This window comes from Pseudonocardia nigra, assembly GCF_019396355.1.
Lineage (GTDB): Bacteria > Actinomycetota > Actinomycetes > Mycobacteriales > Pseudonocardiaceae > Pseudonocardia > Pseudonocardia nigra.
Genome location: NZ_JAHKRK010000165.1, coordinates 1 through 18036, shown reverse-complemented (window position 1 = coordinate 18036; position 18036 = coordinate 1). Strand labels below are relative to the sequence as shown.

General features: G+C 73.7%; 21 protein-coding genes, 2 pseudogenes and 1 riboswitch. Of the genes and pseudogenes, 12 read left to right on the top strand and 11 right to left on the bottom strand.

Translation table 11 applies throughout. From position 1 onward, the window contains the following. The first annotated feature begins 220 nt into the window (after window positions 1-220). From KME75_RS29805 to KME75_RS29790, 4 genes are all read left to right on the top strand, one after another. Complete coding sequence (locus KME75_RS29805) at window positions 221-1333, top strand: hypothetical protein (protein ID WP_219418219.1); 1113 nt, start codon at window positions 221-223, stop codon at window positions 1331-1333. Between the two features lie 97 nt (window positions 1334-1430). Next, window positions 1431-1841: a hypothetical protein gene (locus tag KME75_RS29800; protein ID WP_219418218.1), complete on the top strand. Its 411-nt coding sequence runs from the start codon at window positions 1431-1433 to the stop codon at window positions 1839-1841. 4 nt (window positions 1842-1845) lie between these two features. After that, complete coding sequence (locus tag KME75_RS29795; RefSeq protein WP_219418217.1) at window positions 1846-3432, top strand: non-homologous end-joining DNA ligase LigD; 1587 nt, start codon at window positions 1846-1848, stop codon at window positions 3430-3432. A 44-nt stretch (window positions 3433-3476) separates the two neighbouring features. Beyond that, the gene (locus KME75_RS29790) at window positions 3477-3686 is read left to right on the top strand and encodes a hypothetical protein (protein WP_219418216.1); all 210 of its coding nucleotides are present in this window, start codon (window positions 3477-3479) and stop codon (window positions 3684-3686) included. A 30-nt stretch (window positions 3687-3716) separates the two neighbouring features. Here KME75_RS29790 and KME75_RS29785 read toward each other — a convergent pair whose 3' ends face one another. Beyond that, window positions 3717-4043, bottom strand: a complete 327-nt coding sequence (locus KME75_RS29785) for a MerR family transcriptional regulator (protein ID WP_246633105.1) — start codon at window positions 4041-4043, stop codon at window positions 3717-3719. Between the two features lie 244 nt (window positions 4044-4287). Between KME75_RS29785 and KME75_RS29780 the strand changes: the two genes are divergently transcribed. Beyond that, window positions 4288-4530 (top strand): hypothetical protein, encoded by a 243-nt coding sequence (locus tag KME75_RS29780; protein ID WP_219418215.1) that lies wholly within the window; start codon window positions 4288-4290, stop codon window positions 4528-4530. Further along, complete coding sequence (locus tag KME75_RS29775) at window positions 4527-4841, top strand: hypothetical protein (RefSeq protein WP_219418214.1); 315 nt, start codon at window positions 4527-4529, stop codon at window positions 4839-4841. Before KME75_RS29780 ends, KME75_RS29775 begins: the two co-directional genes overlap by 4 nt. 285 nt (window positions 4842-5126) lie before the next feature. On the opposite strand, the gene KME75_RS29770 is transcribed toward KME75_RS29775, so the two are convergent. After that, a complete protein-coding gene (locus KME75_RS29770) occupies window positions 5127-6494 on the bottom strand; it encodes an aminotransferase class V-fold PLP-dependent enzyme (RefSeq protein ID WP_219418213.1) in 1368 nt (455 codons plus the stop codon). Between the two features lie 39 nt (window positions 6495-6533). Beyond that, window positions 6534-6646, bottom strand: a riboswitch (SAM riboswitch). A 269-nt stretch (window positions 6647-6915) separates the two neighbouring features. After that, on the bottom strand, window positions 6916-7362 hold the full coding sequence (locus KME75_RS29765; protein WP_308283216.1) for a serine hydrolase: 447 nt from the start codon (window positions 7360-7362) through the stop codon (window positions 6916-6918). A 122-nt stretch (window positions 7363-7484) separates the two neighbouring features. On the opposite strand from KME75_RS29765, the gene KME75_RS29760 reads away from it, so the two are divergent. Beyond that, window positions 7485-7889: a hypothetical protein gene (locus KME75_RS29760; protein WP_219418212.1), complete on the top strand. Its 405-nt coding sequence runs from the start codon at window positions 7485-7487 to the stop codon at window positions 7887-7889. 3 nt (window positions 7890-7892) lie between these two features. On the opposite strand, the gene KME75_RS29755 is transcribed toward KME75_RS29760, so the two are convergent. Next, window positions 7893-8321: a ChaB family protein gene (locus tag KME75_RS29755; RefSeq protein ID WP_246633104.1), complete on the bottom strand. Its 429-nt coding sequence runs from the start codon at window positions 8319-8321 to the stop codon at window positions 7893-7895. 80 nt (window positions 8322-8401) lie between these two features. Between KME75_RS29755 and KME75_RS29750 the strand changes: the two genes are divergently transcribed. Then, on the top strand, window positions 8402-9379 hold the full coding sequence (locus KME75_RS29750) for a TIGR03557 family F420-dependent LLM class oxidoreductase (RefSeq protein WP_219418211.1): 978 nt from the start codon (window positions 8402-8404) through the stop codon (window positions 9377-9379). A gap of 82 nt (window positions 9380-9461) precedes the next feature. On the opposite strand, the gene KME75_RS29745 is transcribed toward KME75_RS29750, so the two are convergent. From KME75_RS29745 to KME75_RS29715, 7 genes and pseudogenes are all read right to left on the bottom strand, one after another. After that, on the bottom strand, window positions 9462-11831 hold the full coding sequence (locus KME75_RS29745; RefSeq protein ID WP_219418210.1) for a heavy metal translocating P-type ATPase: 2370 nt from the start codon (window positions 11829-11831) through the stop codon (window positions 9462-9464). Between the two features lie 20 nt (window positions 11832-11851). Further along, window positions 11852-12859: a DUF8832 domain-containing protein gene (locus KME75_RS29740; RefSeq protein ID WP_219418209.1), complete on the bottom strand. Its 1008-nt coding sequence runs from the start codon at window positions 12857-12859 to the stop codon at window positions 11852-11854. 27 nt (window positions 12860-12886) lie between these two features. Further along, the gene (locus tag KME75_RS29735; protein ID WP_219418208.1) at window positions 12887-13093 is read right to left on the bottom strand and encodes a heavy-metal-associated domain-containing protein; all 207 of its coding nucleotides are present in this window, start codon (window positions 13091-13093) and stop codon (window positions 12887-12889) included. A gap of 19 nt (window positions 13094-13112) precedes the next feature. After that, window positions 13113-13394 carry a metal-sensitive transcriptional regulator gene (locus KME75_RS29730; protein WP_219418207.1) on the bottom strand — a complete coding sequence of 94 codons (282 nt, stop codon included), beginning with the start codon at window positions 13392-13394 and terminating at the stop codon, window positions 13113-13115. A gap of 191 nt (window positions 13395-13585) precedes the next feature. Then, window positions 13586-13867, bottom strand: coding sequence for a metal-sensitive transcriptional regulator (locus KME75_RS29725; RefSeq protein WP_219418206.1), 282 nt, complete (start codon window positions 13865-13867; stop codon window positions 13586-13588). 44 nt (window positions 13868-13911) lie between these two features. Next, window positions 13912-14226, bottom strand: coding sequence for a carboxymuconolactone decarboxylase family protein (locus KME75_RS47615; RefSeq protein ID WP_504739529.1), 315 nt, complete (start codon window positions 14224-14226; stop codon window positions 13912-13914). Between the two features lie 329 nt (window positions 14227-14555). Beyond that, window positions 14556-16031 (bottom strand): annotated as a pseudogene (locus KME75_RS29715) (MFS transporter); the annotation flags it as partial. 241 nt (window positions 16032-16272) lie between these two features. Here KME75_RS29715 and KME75_RS43860 point away from each other — a divergent pair. The 4 genes and pseudogenes from KME75_RS43860 to KME75_RS29695 all read left to right on the top strand — a co-directional run. Further along, on the top strand, window positions 16273-16623 hold the full coding sequence (locus KME75_RS43860) for an NADH-quinone oxidoreductase subunit A (RefSeq protein WP_308283214.1): 351 nt from the start codon (window positions 16273-16275) through the stop codon (window positions 16621-16623). After that, on the top strand, window positions 16614-17156 hold the full coding sequence (locus tag KME75_RS29705) for a hypothetical protein (RefSeq protein ID WP_219418204.1): 543 nt from the start codon (window positions 16614-16616) through the stop codon (window positions 17154-17156). The genes KME75_RS43860 and KME75_RS29705 overlap by 10 nt, the downstream gene beginning before the upstream one ends. Next, window positions 17099-17713, top strand: a complete 615-nt coding sequence (locus tag KME75_RS29700; RefSeq protein WP_219418203.1) for a hypothetical protein — start codon at window positions 17099-17101, stop codon at window positions 17711-17713. Before KME75_RS29705 ends, KME75_RS29700 begins: the two co-directional genes overlap by 58 nt. After that, a pseudogene (locus tag KME75_RS29695) lies at window positions 17706-18036 on the top strand (NADH-quinone oxidoreductase subunit H); the annotation flags it as partial. The gene KME75_RS29700 and the pseudogene KME75_RS29695, both read left to right, overlap by 8 nt.

Here is an 18036-nt window from a genome sequence, read left to right as displayed (position 1 = left end):
AGTGCGCGAACGGCACTTTCGCACGACAGGTTCGTGTGAAAGTGCCGTTCGCGCGTTCAGAGCACCTCTGGTGTCGGGCGCGGGAACAGCGTGACGGCTCCGGGCGCGGGTCCGGTGCGACCGTAGCCGGGGCACGGTACGGGCGGCATCGGTTTCTCGCCCCGGCCCGCCGGCGACCATCGGCCGTTTCCCTTCGGCAGCGCGGGGTATCCGGCCCGCGATGCGCTCCTCTCCCACTACAGGTCACGACCCGGACGACGGCCCGGCGGAGGATGGCACGTCGGTGGTCGTCGGGTTGCTCGCCGACCCCGACCTGCCGGTCGAGATCGCGCGGCGGATCGCCGAGGACCTCCCGGACGTGCTCGCCGAGCGGATCACCGACCAGGTCTCCTGGGAGGTGGAGACGGTCTGCGACCCGTTCGAGGCGGGCGCCCCCGACTACGACCGGCTGCTGGACAAGGCCCGCCAGCGCGTCAGCGGGGTGGGCTGGGACATCGCCATCTGCATCACCGACGTCCCGATCCGCACCGCGAACGGCGCGGTGGTCGCCGATGTGAGCATCCGCGACCACGTGGCGCTGTTGTCGTTGCCCGCGATGGGCGGGTTCCGGCTGACGCGGCACACCCGCGACGTCATCGTCGCACTCGTCGACGAGCTCGCGGGCGGCTTGATCGCCGTCGACCGCGCCGACGCGCCGACCGACGAGCGGCCGTCGGCAACGGCCGGGCTCGCACGGCGGGCGGCGCCGGTGGACAAGGACGTCGACACCGAGCTGGTGCGCAGCTGGGGGGCGCTGCGGCTGCTGGCCGGGCTGGTCCGGGCCAACCGGCCGTGGCACCTCACGGTCGGGCTCTCGACGGCGCTCGCGGGGGCCGCGACCGGCAGCCTGTTCGGCATCCTCTACTCCACCATCTGGACGCTGGGCGCACAGTTGGACTGGTGGCGGTTCGTCGCGGTGACCGGTGGGGCGGTCACGGTGTTCGTGGTCTGGCTCATCGCCGGGCACGGGCTGTGGGAGCGGCGCTCCGCCCCGGTGTACCGGCTGATCAACGCGAGCACGGTCGTCACCGTCGTCACCGGGGTACTGCTGTTCTTCGGGGCGCTGCTGCTGATCAACCTCACGGCGGCGGTCGTGGTCATCCCGCCCGACTTCTTCGCCACCCAGCTCGGCCGCCCGATCGGTCCGTTCGACTACCTGCGGGTGGCGCTGATGGCGACCGCGATGGGCCTCGTCGCGGGCGCGGTCGGCTCCGGGCTCGAGGACGACTCGACCGTGCGGCAGGCCGCCTACAGTCAGCGGGAGCAGCGCCGCCGTAGCCAGATGGCGCAGTGAGAGGTGACGGTGACCGAGGGACGGCGCGGTTTGCCCTGGCGGTCGCCGGGAAGTCCGTGAGGGCACGGCTCGACCCCCCGCAGCGAGGTGAAGTGGAATGAGCAGACTGTCCGCCGCCGGTCCCCGACACACCCTCGCCCGCATGGAACCGCCGCAGTGGATCCTCGCGGCCCTCGGCGCCGTGCTGGTGGTGGTCGGTCTCGTCGAGCTGCTGGCCGACGGGTGGGTGTGGGTGTACCTGATCCACCTGCTCGCGGGCGCCGCCGCACTGGCCGTCGCACCCCGCAAGCGCCTCGTCAAGCCCGCCGTCGTGCTGCTCGGCGTCGTGTTCGTCCTGCTCTACGTGGTCGAATCGGCGAACCCGGAGGTCGTCGGCGATGCGCCCGACCCGTCGAGCAACGCCTCGCTGATCCTCACCGGCTTCGTGCTCGTGGGGATCATGGCCGCACTCCTGTGGCCGTGGCAGCCCCCCGAGCACCGGGACGGGCGGGGCGGGACAGCGCGCTGATCGCATGGACGAACGGCTCGCCACCTACCGGGCCAAGCGCGACTTCTCCGCGACCCCCGAGCCCGCGGGCGCGGCGGCGCCCACCGGGTCGAGCCGGTTCGTCGTGCAGCGCCACCGCGCGCGGCGGCTGCACTACGACCTGCGGCTCGAGGTCGACGGGGTGCTCGTCAGCTGGGCGGTGCCCCGCGGGCCGACCCTGGACCCGGCGGCCCGGCACACCGCGGTGCACGTGGAGGACCACCCGGTCGAGTACTTCGACTTCGAGGGCGTGATCCCGAAGGGCGAGTACGGCGGCGGGGACGTGATCGTCTGGGACTGGGGGACGTGGGAGCCGTCGGGCACCGACGACGCGGCCCGCGCGATCGAGCGCGGTGAGCTGCACTTCGACCTGAGCGGGGAGAAGCTCGCGGGCCGCTTCGTGCTCGTGCGCCGGGGCGACGGGAGGCCGGGCAAGGAGCAGTGGCTGCTGATCCACAAGAACGACGAGCACGCCCGGCAGGGGTGGGATCCGGAGGAGCACGGCCGGTCGGTGAAGACCGGCCGCACCAACGACGAGGTCGCCGCCGACCCCGACGCGCTGTGGCGCAGCGACCTGCCGGCCGCGGAGGCCGCCGTCGCGCTCGGCGGGCCCACCCGCTCCTGGGACCCGCCGACCGACGACGAGCTCGCCGCGCTCGACCGGCTCGGGCGGGCCGGCAGCTGGGCCGTGCAGGGGCGCGAGCTGAAGCTCACCAACCTGGACAAGGCCCTCTTCCCCGCCCGGAAGGGCGAGGAGCCGGTGACCAAGCGCGACTTCGTGCGCTACCACGCCGTGATCGGCCCGTACCTGCTCCCGTACCTGGTTGACCGGCCCGTGAACCTGCACCGCTACCCGGACGGGGTCGACCGGCCGGGCTTCTGGCACAAGGAGGTGCCGGGGCACGCGCCGGAGTGGCTCGCCAGGTGGCGCAACGCGGAGGCCGACCCGGGCGAGACCGAGTGCTACGCGGTGGTGGACAGCGTGCCCGCACTCGTGTGGATGGCGAACTTCGCCGCGATCGAGCTGAACCCGTGGACGTCCCGGCTGCCCGACGTGCACCAGCCGACCTGGGCCCTGATCGACGTCGACCCCGGTACGAGCACCGGGTTCGACGAGGTCCTCGTGCTCGCGCGGCTCTACCGCACCGCGCTGGACCACCTGGGCGTGAGCGCGATGCCGAAGGTCACCGGCAAGCGTGGGGTGCAGATCTGGGTGCCGGTCGCGCCCGGCTACACGTTCGCCGACACCCGGGCGTGGGTGGAGAAGGTGTCGCGGGCGATCGGACGCACGGTGCCCGACCTGATCAGCTGGGAGTGGCACAAGGACCGCCGGGAAGGGCTCGCGCGGCTGGACTACACCCAGAACGCGATCAACAAGACGCTCATCGCGCCGTTCAGCGCGCGCCCCGCAGCGGGGGCGCCGGTGTCGGTCCCGATCACATGGGACGAGCTGGACGACCCGGACCTGCGGCCGGACCGGTGGACGGTGCGGAGCGTCGTCGAGCGGTTGCGGCGGAAGGGCGATCCGCTCGCCCCGCTGGTGGGGCGGCACCAGAAGCTGCCGCCCCTGTAGGGGGTGTCACGCCTGACGGACCGGAAAGCGGGGTAGAGGCGAGCATGACCGTTCCTGACGAGAACCTCCCGAACGCCGGGACGGCGGAGCCCGGCAGTGAGCACGACCCCGAGGCGGCCGAGGCGTACGCCGAGTCGGTGAGCGTCGACCCCACCCCCGAGGAGATCGACACCTACCTCGAGATCGCCGGGGACGAGCCGCTGGGCGACCCGAGCGGCGACGGGTCCGGAGAGGTCGCCGGCACCGGGGAGTGACGGGCCGCCGGTACGCCGCTCGCGGGTGGCCTACCCGCGGCGGCCCGGCTCGGTGCCGTCGCGCCGGCGTTCGAGCTCGGCGATCTCCCGCCTGGCCTGGGCGAGCTCGTCCTCCAACACGAGGATCCGGGAGGCCGCGGAGCTGGTGAGCCCTTCGTCGAGGAGCGCACGCATGCGGGCGGCCACGTGGAGTTGGCGCCGCGAGTAGCGACGATGCCCCCCTGCTGATCGGTGCGGACGGATCACCGCGGTGGCGTCGAGGCTGCGCAGGAAGGCGGGCTCCACGTCGAGGAGCTCGGCAGCCTGGCCCATCGTCCACACCGGGTAGTCGTCGTCGTTGAGGCGGTCAAGTCCCATCGGTCTCCTCGGCGCCTGCCCTTCCTCGTCTCCGCACGGGTCCTCACCAGGATCGGGTCAGCATATCTGCGCCGGCCGCTGCAAGAAACGGGAGACCTCCGCCCGGGTGATCCACTTCTGGTTGCCGCCCGCCCCGTCACGCGCGTTGAGATCCGACCGTTCAGCGGTTGCGATCGTGAGCGCTGTCACACAATATCTACTACGGTTGGTGAAGATTTCGCAGATTGCAGGTAGGAGAAGTCTGATGAGCGACGCGACCTGTGTTTCCGGCGGCACCCTGTCCGACGGCGGGATTCCCGAGGCGTCGCCCGAGGTGGGCCCGCACGCTCTCGCGCCCGACCCGGCGGCCCAGGAGGTGCTGCGCGTGCTCTCCGCCCTGCACGGCGTCGCTCTCGAGGACTTCGACGACCCCGGCGACAACGACGGGCTCGACGTGCCCGCGCCGCCGCCCGCGCAGGTTCCGGCGCCGCGGGAGGGCAGGCCGTGAACGGGCGGGCGGCCGAGCCTGCGGCCGGCGCGTGCCTGCAGGCGTCGCAGCTGCTCCGGCGCCGGATCTGTCGCCACCGCGACCGCGGGCTGGGCGAGGAACAGACGCTGCTCGCGGTCTGCCACCTGCTCGACGCCCTCAGCCGGGAGCTCGTCGAGCACCCCGACGGGCTGCCCGAGCCGGTCCGCCGGGCGGCCGTGCGGCTGGCCGAGCAGCTCGACCGGGCCGACCGCGCCGAGTGCGGGGAGCACGCGCTTCCGCTGCCACGGCAGGCGCCCGACCGGAACGTCGAGGTGATGGGGCTCCGCTGAGCTCGACCGCCGTTCCGACTTCACCTCACCTGTCAGGACAGGACGCACGATGTTGAACATCACGACGCCCGCCGGCGCCGCCGACCACTCGTTCGCCGACGTCGCGGAGCGGCTCATGGCCGAGTTCGCGGCGAGGGTGGACCTGGGCACGATCAGCCGGGTGATCCTCGGCTGCCGGCGGGACCTGCAGGGCTCGCCCGTGGGGCCCTGCCCGAGCTGGTGGAGCGCCTCGCCAGGGAGCGCCTGCTCGGGGGCGAATTCGTCACCTGACGACGGCGGCGCGCCTCACTCGCCGCAGCCGGCAGCGGCGAGGGCGCGGCTGGGCCCGAGGCCGAGCGGGTCGTGGTCGCGCGGGTCGGGGGTCGGGGCCCAGCGGCCGTCGACGACGCCATAGGTCCAGCGAGGTCCGTGCGTGACGAGGGACCGCACCGCCTCGACGAGCCGGTCGACGTCGGAGGCGGTGGTGCCGAGGCCGAGGCTCGCCCGCACGGCGCCGTCCGCGGCGCCGGGGAGGCGGTCGAGCAGCGGGTGGGCGCAGAACTTGCCGTCGCGCACGCCGACCCCGTGTTCCGCGGACAGGTGAGCGGCGACGAGCCCGGCGGGCACGCCGTCCACCACGAAGCTCAGCACGGCCACCCGGTCGGTGCTGTCCGGCCAGATCCGCAGCGGGCGGACGCGGGGGAGCGCGGCCAGCCCGTCCGTCAGCCGGTCGAGGAGTGCGCGCTCGTGCGCCGGCCCGGCCGCGTCGAGCACGCCGTCCAGGGTGCGGCAGGCCTGGGCGAGCGCGGCGGCGCCGAGCACGTGGGTGCCGGCCTCGTGCCGGTGCGGTGCGGGCGCCCAGGTCACCTCCGCAGTCCCGGCCGGTGTCGTCGCCACCCGGCGCACGGCCCCGCCGCCCGCGAGGTGTGGGGCGGCGACGTCGAGCCAGTCGCGGCGGCCGACCAGCGCGCCGGCCCCGTAGGGCGCGTACAGTTTGTGTCCCGAGAGGGCGAGGTAGTCCACGCCGGCCGCGGCGATGTCGATCCGGCGGTGCGGGGCGAGCTGGGCCGCGTCGACGACCACGCGCGCCCCGGCCGCGTGCGCGAGGGCCGCCACCCGCTCCAGCGGGAGCACCTCGCCCGTCACGTTCGACGCGCCGGTGACGGCGAGCAGCGCCGTCGGCTCGGCGGCGAGTGCGGCCCGCAGGTCGTCGAGGGTTCGCTCGACGGTGCCCGCGGAACGCAGCACGCGATGTCCTGCGGACCGCCAGGCGAGCAGGTTGGCGTGGTGCTCCACGTCCAGGCACAGGACGCCGCCGGGCACGCACCCGGCGAGCAGGTTCAGTGCGTCGGTGGTGTTGCGGGTGAACACCACGACGTCGTCGGCGCGGGCGCCGACGAACCGGGCGACGGTGTCCCTCGCCCGCTCGAGCACCGAGGTGCAGACCTGCGAGGCGTACCCGGCGCCGCGATGCACGCTCGCGTAGTAGGGCAGCAGCGTGGCGACGTGGTCGGCCACCGCGCACAGCGCGGGCGCGCTCGCGGCGAGGTCCAGGTTGGCGTACGGCACCCGGCCGCCGGTGACGAGCGGGACCTCGAGGTCGCCGACGACGCGCGGGAGCCGCGGTGCGGCCGGGCGGGGCGTGTCGGGGCGGGCGGGCAGCACAGCGGTCATGACGGTCCTCCGGACCCTCTCAGGACCCGGGATGTGTCGGATCCGCGCTTGCCGCCGTGGCTCCACGGCGGCCTGGTCGTCACCCGGAGCACCCCACCGCGGAGGAGGGTTGCCGGCCAGCGAGCCGGGGCTTGACGCTGGCGCTCTTGACCTGGAGGGCAAAGTACGGGTCCGGTGCGCGCCGGTCAAGCCGATTGGCGCAGGGGTTCGACTCGGATGGCGCGAACGGGCGACTCGCGGGGAGGAAACGGGCGACTCGCGGGGCCGAGGGGCCACGATCCCGCGAGTCGCCGGCGAGCTGGATGCCCAGGCCCGCGGCGGTGGAGCCGAAGCACTGATCGAGATCGGCCACGCCCTCGACGGGCCGGCCGGGCTGAAGCCGGCTGCGACTCCCCGATCGGTCACCGACCGAATGGCGCGCTCAGCAGGTGAGGTCGCTCTCGATCGCGTTGGTGAACGCCTCGAACACCTCGCCGGAGGGTGGCAGGACCTGGGTGACCAGGACGGCGGCGAGCTCGTGGTCCGGCCAGGAGTACCACTGGGCGGGCTCGGTCTCGTCGAGGGGGCCGTCGAGCCGTCGCAGGACGCGTCGGCCGGCGAGCTCGGGGAGGAATCGCTCCACGGGGTCGTCGAGGGCCAGGACGCCGTCCTGCGCCAGCAGCAAGGTGAGAGCCGCGATCATCGGCTTGGTGTTCGAGCTGATCCGCACGAGGGCGTCGGGGCGTAACGGGTCCTCGCCTCCGGGCTCGGTCCTTCCCGTGGCGTCGAGGGTCGTCTCCCCGTGCTGGCGCAGGCCGACGACGGCGCCGGGGACGACCCCGGCCTCGACGAGCGGACGGATCGCGGGTATCACCTGCTGGGCACGCACCCGGCCGATCGTTCCATGTGCCTGTTGCGATCCCCGTCTCCCTGATCGGTCAAGCACAGGCTGGTCCCGACGCCACCAGGTAAAAGGGAGGAACCGGGCAACGAGGCCGAAGGGGTGACGCTGTGCAGGACGGGGTCGTGGTGGACCGGCGGGACGCGGTCGTTCCGGCGCTGCTGCGGGTGCAGGTGCCCGACGACGCCGATCCGGGCGCGGTGGAGGCCGAGGTGCTCCGCGCGATCACGGCGTCCCCCGGGCGGGCGATGACGGCGGAGCTCACCTGGGTGCCGTTGCTGAGCCGGACCGAGGGCCCGTGCCTGGTGCTGACCTACGCCGTGGTCCTGCACGGAGCCGCGCCGCCGGGCCGCGCCGACGACCTCACCTCCCACGCCCACCGCGCGGTGACCACCGCGCTGCGCTGCCGGTTCGGTGCCACCACCCGGGCGGCCATCCGGCCGGCGCGCAGCCGTGAGCAGCTGGCCACGTGCTACCGGGCGCTGCGCGGCTCACCGCGTCCGATGCACCCCTGACGGCTACTTGTCGCGCGCTTTGCGCGTCTCGCGCGCGTTGGCCTTCTCGATCTCCTCGACCAGGTCGGCCTTCTTGATGTCCTCGGGATGGTCGATGCCGACCTTCTTCGCGACGTCCTCGAGGTGCCCCTTCTTGGCGTTCGCGTTCACGCCCTGGGCCGTCTTGCTGTCGCCGGAGTCGGACGCGCCCTTCTCCGCCCGCTCGTCGGACGGGCCCTTCTCGTCCTTCGGCTCCCAGTGGTCGCCCACCTTCTCGTGGGTGTGCTTCAGGGAGGCGTAGGCCGCGCGGTGCGCGCGTTCGCCGTCGCCGTAGCTGTCCTCGGCGGACTCCAGCGTCTTCTTGTACGTCCGGACGGCCTTGTCGTCGGAGCGCGCGATCGTCGACGGCACGTCGTCGCGCATGTCCTCGGCTTGCTTGTGCTTGTCGGCCATACCTGCGCATACCCCGGGTGGCGGCGTCCGATGCGACGGGAGGCCATTTCCGGGGCGGCATGCCGGGTACCTCGCGACCCATGCAGATCGGGTACAAGCTGGCCGCCGAGGCATTCGGGCCCGCGGAGCTCATCCGCCAGACCGTGCGCGCCGAGGAGGCGGGCTTCGACTTCGTCGAGATGAGCGATCACTTCCACCCGTGGCTGGACAACCAGGGGCACTCACCCTTCGCCTGGACGGTGCTGGGCGCGATCGCCGCCCGTACCGAGCGGATCGGCCTGGCCACCGGCGTGACCTGCCCGACGGTGCGCTACCACCCGGCGATCATCGCGCAGGCCGCCGCCACGCTCGGGCTGGTCTCGGACGGGCGGTTCGTGCTCGGGATCGGCGCGGGTGAGCGGCTCAACGAGCACGTCGTCGGGCGGGAGTTCCCGGCGGTGCGCAAGCGGCACGAGATGCTCCGCGAGGCGCTGGAGATCATCCGGCTGCTGTGGAGCGGCGGGTACCACTCCTACGAGGGCAAGCACCTCCAGCTCGAGGACGCCCGCGTGTTCGACCTGCCCGAGGAGCCGCCGCTGATCGCCGTCGCCGCGAGTGGTCGGGCGTCGGCGTGGATCGCGGCCGAGCTCGGCGACGGGCTGTTCGCCACCGACCCGGAGCCCGACATCGTCAGTCACTACCGCGACGCGGGCGGCAGCGGGCCCGGCTACGCGGAGGCCCCGCTGGCCTGGGCGAAGGACGAGCGGACCGCGGCCCAGGCCGTCCGCGAGACGACCCGGTGGGCGCTGACCGGCTGGAAGGTGATGAGCGAGCTGCCCAACCCGGTCAACTTCGACGCGGCGACCAGCACCGTCCGCGAGGAGGACGTGATGGCGAAGTTCGGGTGCGGGCCGGACCCGGACCGGCACGTCGAGGTGGTGCAGCAGTTCGTGGACGCGGGGTTCGACCGCATCGTGCTGATGAACGCGGGCCCCGACCCGGACGCCTTCCTCGACTTCTTCGCGAGCGACCTGTCCGACCGCCTCCGCAGCCTGAAGCCGGCGTCGCAGGCCGCCTGACCCTCCGGCCGAACGCCAGCAAGGTGGCAATACTGCCACTGGACGGCAGTATTGCCACCTTGCTGCCACGGGGGGCGGGCCATCAGTGGGCGCCGACCGGCTCCCGTGCGGACCGCCGCGCGGTCCGTGTCGTGCCCCCGGGCTGCTCGTCCGCGCGTGAGGCGAACCGGTGCAGCCGCAGGCTGTTGGCCACCACGAACACCGAGCTGAACGCCATCGCGGCACCCGCGAGCATCGGGTTCAGCAGCCCGGCGGCGGCCAGGGGCAGGGCGGCCACGTTGTAGGCGAACGCCCAGAACAGGTTGCCCTTGATCGTGCCGAGCGTGCGGCGGGAGAGCCGGATGGCGTCCGCCGCGGCCCGCAGGTCGCCCCTGACCAGCGTGATGTCGCTGGCCTCGATGGCGACGTCGGTGCCGGTGCCCATGGCCAGCCCGAGGTCGGCCTGGGCGAGCGCGGCGGCGTCGTTGACCCCGTCGCCGACCATCGCCACGACCTTGCCCTCGGCCTGCAGCCGCTTGACGACGTCGACCTTGTCGGCCGGGAGGACCTCCGCCACGACTCTGTCGTTCCCGCCCCCCTCTCCGAGAGACCCACCCCCCGTCTCGATCCCGACCTCGGCCGCCACCGTCTGCGCGACCGCGGTGTTGTCGCCGGTGAGCAGCACCGGGGTGAGCCCGAGTGCCCGCAGCTGGGCGATGGCCTGCGCCGACGTCGGCTTGACGGTGTCGGCGACGGTGAGCACGGCGCGGGCGGCGCCGTCCCAGGCCACGGCGATCGCGGTGCGGCCCTGCTGCTCCGCCGCGGCCTTCGCGGCGGCGAGCTCGGGCCCCAGCGGCTGGCTCCAGTCCTCCAGCAGCGCGGACCGCCCGACGAGCACCGCGTGCCCGTCGACCACGCCCTGCACGCCGAGCCCCTCGACGTTGGTGAACTCCTCGACCTCGGGCAGCGTGCCCAGCCGCTCCCGGGCGCCGCGAGCCACGGCCGCCGCGATCGGGTGCTCGGAGGCGTTCTCCAGCGCCCCGGCCAGCCGGAGCACCTCGGCCTCGTCGACCCCGTCGGCGACGTGGACGCCCACCAGGCTCATCTGACCCGTCGTGACCGTGCCCGTCTTGTCCAGCACGACCGTGTCGACGCGTCGGGTGGACTCCAGCACCTCCGGGCCCTTGATCAGGATCCCGAGCTGGGCGCCGCGCCCGGTGCCCACCAGCAGTGCAGTGGGCGTGGCCAGCCCCAGCGCGCACGGGCAGGCGATGATCAGCACGGCGACGGCGGCGGTGAACGCGGCCGCGGCGCCGGCACCGGTGCCGAGCCAGAACCCGAGCGTGGCCACCGCGAGGGCGATCACGATCGGCACGAACACCCCGGAGATCCGGTCGGCGAGCCGCTGCACGGCCGCCTTGCCGCTCTGGGCGTCCTCGACGAGCTTCGCCATCTGGGCGAGCTGCGTGTCGGAACCGACGCGGGTGGCCCGCACGACCAGCCGGCCGCCCGCGTTGACGGTGGCGCCGACGACGGTGTCGCCGGGCCGGACCTCGACGGGCACCGACTCGCCGGTGAGCATCGACGCGTCGACGGCCGAGTTGCCGTCCTCGATCACGCCGTCCGTGGCGATCTTCTCACCGGGCCGGACGACGAACCGGTCGCCCACCGCGAGCTGGTCGGTCGGGATCCGGACCTCGGCGTCCCTGCCATCGACGGAGCGGCGCACCGTGACGTCCTTCGCGCCCAGCTCGAGCAGGGCCCGCAGGGCCGCGCCCGCCCGCCGCTTCGAGCGGGCCTCGAAGTAGCGCCCGGCGAGGATGAACGTGGTGACGCCCGCCGCGACCTCGAGGTAGATGTTGCCCGCGCCGTCGCTGGGGGAGATGGTCAGCTCGAACGGGTGCACCATCCCCGGGACACCCGCGGTGCCGAACAGCAGGGCGTAGAGCGACCACAGGAACGCCGCGAGCACGCCCATCGAGATCAGCGTGTCCATCGTGGCGGCCCCGTGCCGCAGGTTCGCCCAGGCCGCCCGGTGGAACGGCCAGGCCGACCAGGTGACGACCGGGCCGGCGAGCGCGAGGGAGATCCACTGCCAGTAGGTGAACTGCAGTGCCGGGACCATCGCCAGCGCGATCACCGGCACCGCGAGCACGGCGCTGGTGACCAGCCGGTTGCGCAGCGGGCGGGTCGCGTCGGGCTCGGCCGCCGCCTGGGCGACCGCGTCGTCGGCCGGTGCCGGCGGCTTCGGCAGCTCGGCCGTGTAGCCCGCGGCCTCGACCTGGGCCACGAGGACGGCCGGGTCGACGCCCGCCGGGGCGCTCACCCTGGCCTTCTCCGTGGCGTAGTTGACGCTGGCGGTCACCCCGTCGAGCTTGTTGAGCTTGCGCTCGATCCGGTTGGCGCACGAGGCGCAGGTCATGCCGCCGATCGCGAGTTCGACATCGGTGACGGGAGCCGTGGGGGTACTCATGTCGCCGTTCTCCTTCCCGATCAGTGGCCGTGGCCGTCGGCGCCGTGCGGCGCCGCCGGGGGGACGGGCGTCGCGCTCGCCGGGCCGGTGGGCACGGTGAACTCCGCGGTGCGGACGACGCCGTCGTGCTGGAAGTCCAGGAACAACCGGTAGGTACCCGCGGTCGGCACCTCGGCGTGGAACGTGATGTCCGGGCCGGCAGGGGTGCGCCCGTCGCCGGGGGACCCGTCGGGGTGCACGTGCAGGTAGGCGAGGTCGCCGTCGCGCAGCGCCACCAGGTGACCGTACGCCGCGAGGTAGGGCTGCAGGTCGGTGACCGGCTGCCCGTCGCGGCTCACGGTGAGCGTGACCGGCGAGCCCTGGCCGGGCAGCAGGTCCCCGGTGAGCTCGACGGTGTAGCCGTCGACCTGCGCGACCCGGCTGGGTGCGTGCGTGACCGGCTCGAACGCGCCGGGCACTGCGAGGTCCACGCCGAGCGTGGTGCCCGCGCCCCCGGTGGGCGTGAAGTCGGCGAAGGCCCGGTAGCTGCCGCCCGCGGGCAGCGTCAGCGGGACACTCCAGGTGCCGTCCGCGGCCATCTCGGGGTGCACGTGCTGGAAGCCGGTGGTGTCGCGGCGCACGATGATGAGGTGCATGCGCTTGTCGTGCTCGACGTCGAACGCGGTGACCGGTGCGCCGTCGGGTCCGATGATCTGGAAGGTGAAGTCCTCGGAGGTTCCCGGGGTGAGCGTCGGGTCGGTGGGCGTGAAGGTGTAGCCGCCCCTGCTCGACGCCAGCCCTCCGGGCTGGTCGCTGGCACTCACCGCGACGGCGCCGCTGTGCTCTTCCCGCCCCGCCGGCTTCGCAGGCTCCGCCGGCTGCCATCCCCCATGTGCATCCCCGTGCCCGGCGCTCCCAGCGTCGGGGGTGCTGTCGCCGCGCGCGGCGTCAGCGGAGAGGGGACCGACAGCGGTGCCGACGGCGTACGCACCTGCGACGAGCAGGGCGAGCGCCGCACCGTAGGCGGAGAGCTTCGCGGCTGTGTTCATGTCACATCCTGTGTGCGGGCCGGCAGATCAGCCGGCGAGCTGGTACCCGGCTTCCTCGACGGCGGCGCGGACGTCCGCGTCGTCGACCGGGCGGCTGCTGGTGACGGTGACGGCGCCGGTGGGCAGGTCCACCGCCACGTCGGTGACGCCGTCGATCTCGCTGATCTCCTCCGTGACGGAGGCGACGCAGTGCCCGCAGGTCATCCCGGTGACGGTGTAGGTGTTCTCGCTCATGACTGCACTTCCTCTCGGGTCAGGACTTGACGAGGCGGGCGATCGCGGCGCTCGCCTCGGCGACCTTCTCGTCGGCCAACGTGCCGCCCTCGGCGGCGGCCTGGGTGACGCAGTGCTTGAGGTGCTCGTCGAGCAGGCCCAGCGCGACGGCCTCGAGGGCCTTCGTCGCGGCGGAGACCTGGGTGAGGACGTCGATGCAGTACTTGTCGTCCTCGATCATCTTGGCGATCCCGCGGACCTGTCCCTCGATCCGGCGCATCCGCTTGAGGTAGCCGTCCTTGTCGCCGGCGTATCCGTTCATCGCTCCTCCTCCCGGTCGACGCCACCGAATCTATACCCTAGGGGGGTAGGCACAAGCCGTGCCTGACGGTCGGCGGTGTGACCTACGATACGGGGTGGGGGTACGGTTGCCCGATCAGGGCAGGCCGGAAGAGCGGAAAGGCGGCGCTCCTGTCGGGGAGAGCCGCCTTCCCGCGGGGGAACTCGGACCGGCTACGATTTCACGAGGCGCGCGATGGCCGCGCTCGCCTCCGCGATCTTCTGGTCGGCGACCGCGCCGCCGTCGGCGGCGGCCTGGGCGACGCAGTGCTTGAGGTGCTCGTCGAGCAGGCCCAGTGCGACGGCCTCGAGGGCCTTCGTCGCGGCGGAGACTTGGGTGAGGACGTCGATGCAGTACTTGTCGTCCTCGATCATCTTGGCGATGCCGCGGACCTGCCCCTCGACCCGTCGCAGACGCTTGAGGTAGGCGTCCTTGTCCTGGGTGTAACCGTGCATCCGACCTCCTCGACCGCCCTCCACAGTACTGGGCGATCGGCCCGTCAGGCCCCCGTCGGGCTTGCGGCCGGCTCCAGGCCTGCGACCAGGTTGAACGCGCCGGTGAGCTGGTTGAGGGCGACGAGCCCGACGACGTCGGCGACTACCCGGTCGCTCCAGCCGTGGTGGCGCAGCTCCTCGACGTCGGCGTCGGTGATCGAGCCCGGCTCGGTGAGCACGCGCATCGCGTAGGTGATGAGCGCGGCCTCGCGGGCGTCGGTGGCGGTGCCCTGGCGGGCCAGCGCGATCTCGGCGTCGGGGACGCCCGCGGCGCGCGCCGCGGCCGTGTGGGCGTCGAGGCAGAGCGCGCAGCCGAGCACTCCTGCACGGCCAGGGAGATCTTCTCGCTCAGCGGGCGGGCGATGGCGGAGCGCTTCATGGCCCGGGACAGCTCGAGGTAGCCCTGCAGCACGGCGGGGGAGTGGGCCATCGTCCGCACCATCGGGCCGGCGTCGCCGTGGCGGGCGACGATGCCGCCGAGCAGGTCGCGGGCGGTCGAGGGGGCCTGGTCGGGGTCGAGGGGGCGCAGGCGGGCCATCAGGACTCCTGGGGGTGGTGGTGCTCGCCGCGCCGGTGTCTTCCGGCGACCGGCGCGGCGAGCGTTCGGGTGGGGGTCACGAGGCGACGTCGACGGACGGGCCTCGTCGCCCGTTCGCGTCCGCGCGCCGCGGAGGGTGGCAGCGGCGAGCACCGCGCCCACGAGGGCGACGACGGCGGCCCCGACGAACGCGGCGGAGTAGCCGTCGGTCAGCGTGGCAGGGTCACCGAGTGCGTCCGCGCCCTGCACGGTGGCGAGCGCGGTGATCGCCGCGAGGCCCAGTGCGGAGCCCACCTGGTAGCTGGTGTTGACGATGCCGGAGGCGAGGCCGCCCTCCTCGGGTCGCGCCGCCGACACGGCTGTGCCCAAGGTGGGGATGAACGCCATCGACATGCCCAGTGCGGCCACGACCGAGGCCGGCAGGACGTCCACCCAGAAGGTGCCGTCGGGTCGGACGAACGCCAGCCACGCCATGCCGGCGGCGAGCACGGCCAGCCCGGTGACGGTCAGCGCCTTCGGCCCGATCCGGCCGATCAGCCGCGGGGCCAGGGCGATCATCCCGATCATGATCACGATGGTCATCGGCAGCAGCGCGGCGCCGCTCGGGAACGCGGTGTAGCCCAGCACCTGCTGCAGGTAGAGGTTCAGGAAGAACCACATCGGGATCCATGCCGCGCCGAGCAGCAGCTGCGCGACGTTGGCGGCGGCGAGGTTCGGGGCGCGGAAGATGCCCAGCCGCACAAGCGGGTCGCGCCGGCGGGTCTGGAGCGCGACGAACGCGGCCAGCAGTACGATCGCGGCCCCGACCGCGAGCAGGGTCTCGCCGGCGAACCAGCCCGCCTCCGGTGCGCGGACGATGCCGTACACGGCGAGCGCGAGTCCGGCCGTGACCGTGACGGCGCCGACGACGTCCACCGAACCGCGACGCTGACCACCTGCGGGCATCACGGACGGGGTGACCGCGAGGACCGCCACCGCGATGGGGACGTTGAGGTAGAACACCCACGGCCAGCTGAGGTATTCGGTGATCACCCCGCCGAGGAAGACGCCGGCCGTGCCGCCGGCCGGTGCGGCGGCGCCGTAGAGCGCCAGCGCCTTCGTCAGCTCCTTCGGTTCGGAGCCGAACAGCATCATCAGCAGGGTCAGGGCGGCCGGGGCGGCATGAGCGAGCTTGCGAGCGAATCATGAAACAGCGCCCTGCGCGAAGCGCCGACCGAGCGCAGCGAGGGAGTGCGATATGCGCGCGCCCGCGCCCTGGACGGCGCGGCCGGTGAGCTCCCAGCCCGCGGTGCCCGCGGCGCCGGCGAGCACCGAGCCGCCGAGCAGGATCGCCCAGCCGATGGCGAACAGCCTGCGGGCCCCGAACAGGTCCGACAGCCTGCCGCCGAGCAGCAGCAGGCCGCCGAAGGCGACCACGTAGGCGTTGAAGACCCAGGACAGGCCCTCGGGGGAGAAGCCGAGGTCGGCCTGCATCTGCGGCAGGGCGACCCCGATGATCGAGGTGTCCATGATGACCATGAACTGGGCCGTGGCGATGACCAGCAGCCCGAGCCGGCGCCGTGCGGCAGCCGGTGAGGTGGCTGACATTTCTTACTCTTTACCGGTAGGGGTACCAGCCCGGCGGACGCTAGCACCGCGCGGCCCCCTGCGGATGCGGAGATCACTCTGTTGGAGTAGTACGGGGAGGGGGTATGTGTCGGCTGCCTCAGCACCGCTGGTTTGGCTCCGGCCTGCGTCGCCTACCCCGGTGGTGCCCCGCGGTGGACAGATCCGCGCTCCGCGGCCATCATGGCGTACCCCTTACGGGTATCGAAGCGAGGAGGTGTCGGTGGACGGCTTCGTCCCGTTGCTCGCGCTGCTCGCCGTTGCGGTGGGTCTCGTGCTGGGCGGGTACGCCGTCTCCGCGGTGGCCGCGGTGCAACGGGCGATGGACGCCGCACCGGCGTTCGCCGGGGGTGTGCCGCCTGCCGAGCACGCCGTGTCCCGGTTCCACGTGCGCTGGTACCCGGTGACGATGGTCTTCCTGGCCTTCGACATGGAGATGCTGTTCATGTACCCGTGGACGCTCGTCGTGTCCCGGGTCGGCCCGGCCGCCGTGATCGAGATGTTCCTGTTCCTCGGCATCCTGTTCGCCGGGGTGCTCTACGCGTGGCGCGAGGGGGCCTTCCGGTGGGTCTGACCTCGCTGCTCCTGCGCGGCGCGGCCCGCCGCCCGCACGTCCTGATGGTGCCCGCCGTCGGTGGGACGGCCGCCCGCTACGCGCTGGAGGCGGAGGTGGTCCGGCGCGGCTGGGCCACCGCGAGCACCCCGGCCGACGCCGACCTCCTCGTCGTCGCGGGCGAGGTGGGGCCCGGGCTCGCCCCAGTGGTCGACGGGCTCTGGCGGCAGGTCCCGGCCCCACGCGCCCGCGCTGCCGTCGCCGACCCGGCCCGGGTGCGCGACGCCCTCGACGCCGCCGCCGCGCTGCTGGCCGATCCGGACCACCAGCCATTGCTGGCACCTCCGACCCGGGGGACCACGGCGACCACGGCGACCACGGCGACGCTGATCACGGTGACGGCGACCACGGCGACCACGGCGACGAAGCTGATCACGGTGACGACGGCGACCACGGTGACCACGGGGGCGGCCATCACGACCACCACGGCGGCGGCATGGAGATGCCCGGCGGGCTGCCCATGGCGGACCTGGGCGACGACCGCGACGGCCTGAAACTCGACCGGCTGCACCTCCGGCTGGGCCCGGTGCTGCCGGACTGGCCCGCCGGGCTGGTCCTGCGGGTGACCCTGCAGGGCGACGTGATCCAGGAGGCCGTGGCCGAGGTGCTCGACGGCGAGCAGGCGGCCGCACCCGTTCCCGGCGGTGTCGCCGTCCGTGAGCTCGATGCCCTCGCGCGGTTCCTCGGCGTCGCCGGCTGGCCCGACGCCGCGGCCCGGGCCCGGCGGCTGCGGGATGCGCTCCTCGCCGGCGCGTCCCCCGCCGAGGTGCGGGAGCCCGCCGAGGCGCTGCTGCGCCGGGTGCGCCGGTCCCGGACCTTGCGGTGGCTCGTCCGCGGCATCCCGGCCGGCCCGGTCGACGTCGCCGCGCTGCTCGACCAGCGACTCGCGGCGGTGCGGAGCGCCCTGACGTCGACGGGCGCGATCCCGGAGCGGCCCGGGACCGAGGAGCTGCCCGACCTCCTGATCGGCGCCGAGCTCGCCGCCGCGCGCCTGGTCGTGGCCGCGCTCGACCCGCACGTCGGGGCCCGGGAGGTGGTCCGGCATGGCTGACTCCGCAACGTCGGCGCTGCCGCTGTGGTCGGTGCTCCTGCTGCCGGTCCTGCTCGCCATGGCCACCTGGGCGACCGTTGCCTGGGACGCCGCACTCGCCTCGCGGGCCCGCGGCGGTCCCGGCGGCGTCGGGGTCGCGCTCGCCGCGCCCGTCCGCGAGACCGCGCGGCTGCTCGTCGGGCAGCGGCGCCGCACGGTGGCGGCCGATGCGGTGCTGTGGCGGGTCGGCGGGGCCGCGCTGCCGGTGGCGGCGTTGCTCGCGGCCGCGGTGCTGCCGCTGGGGGAGCGGCCGGTGGCCGATCTCGGCGTGGGCGTCGTGTGGT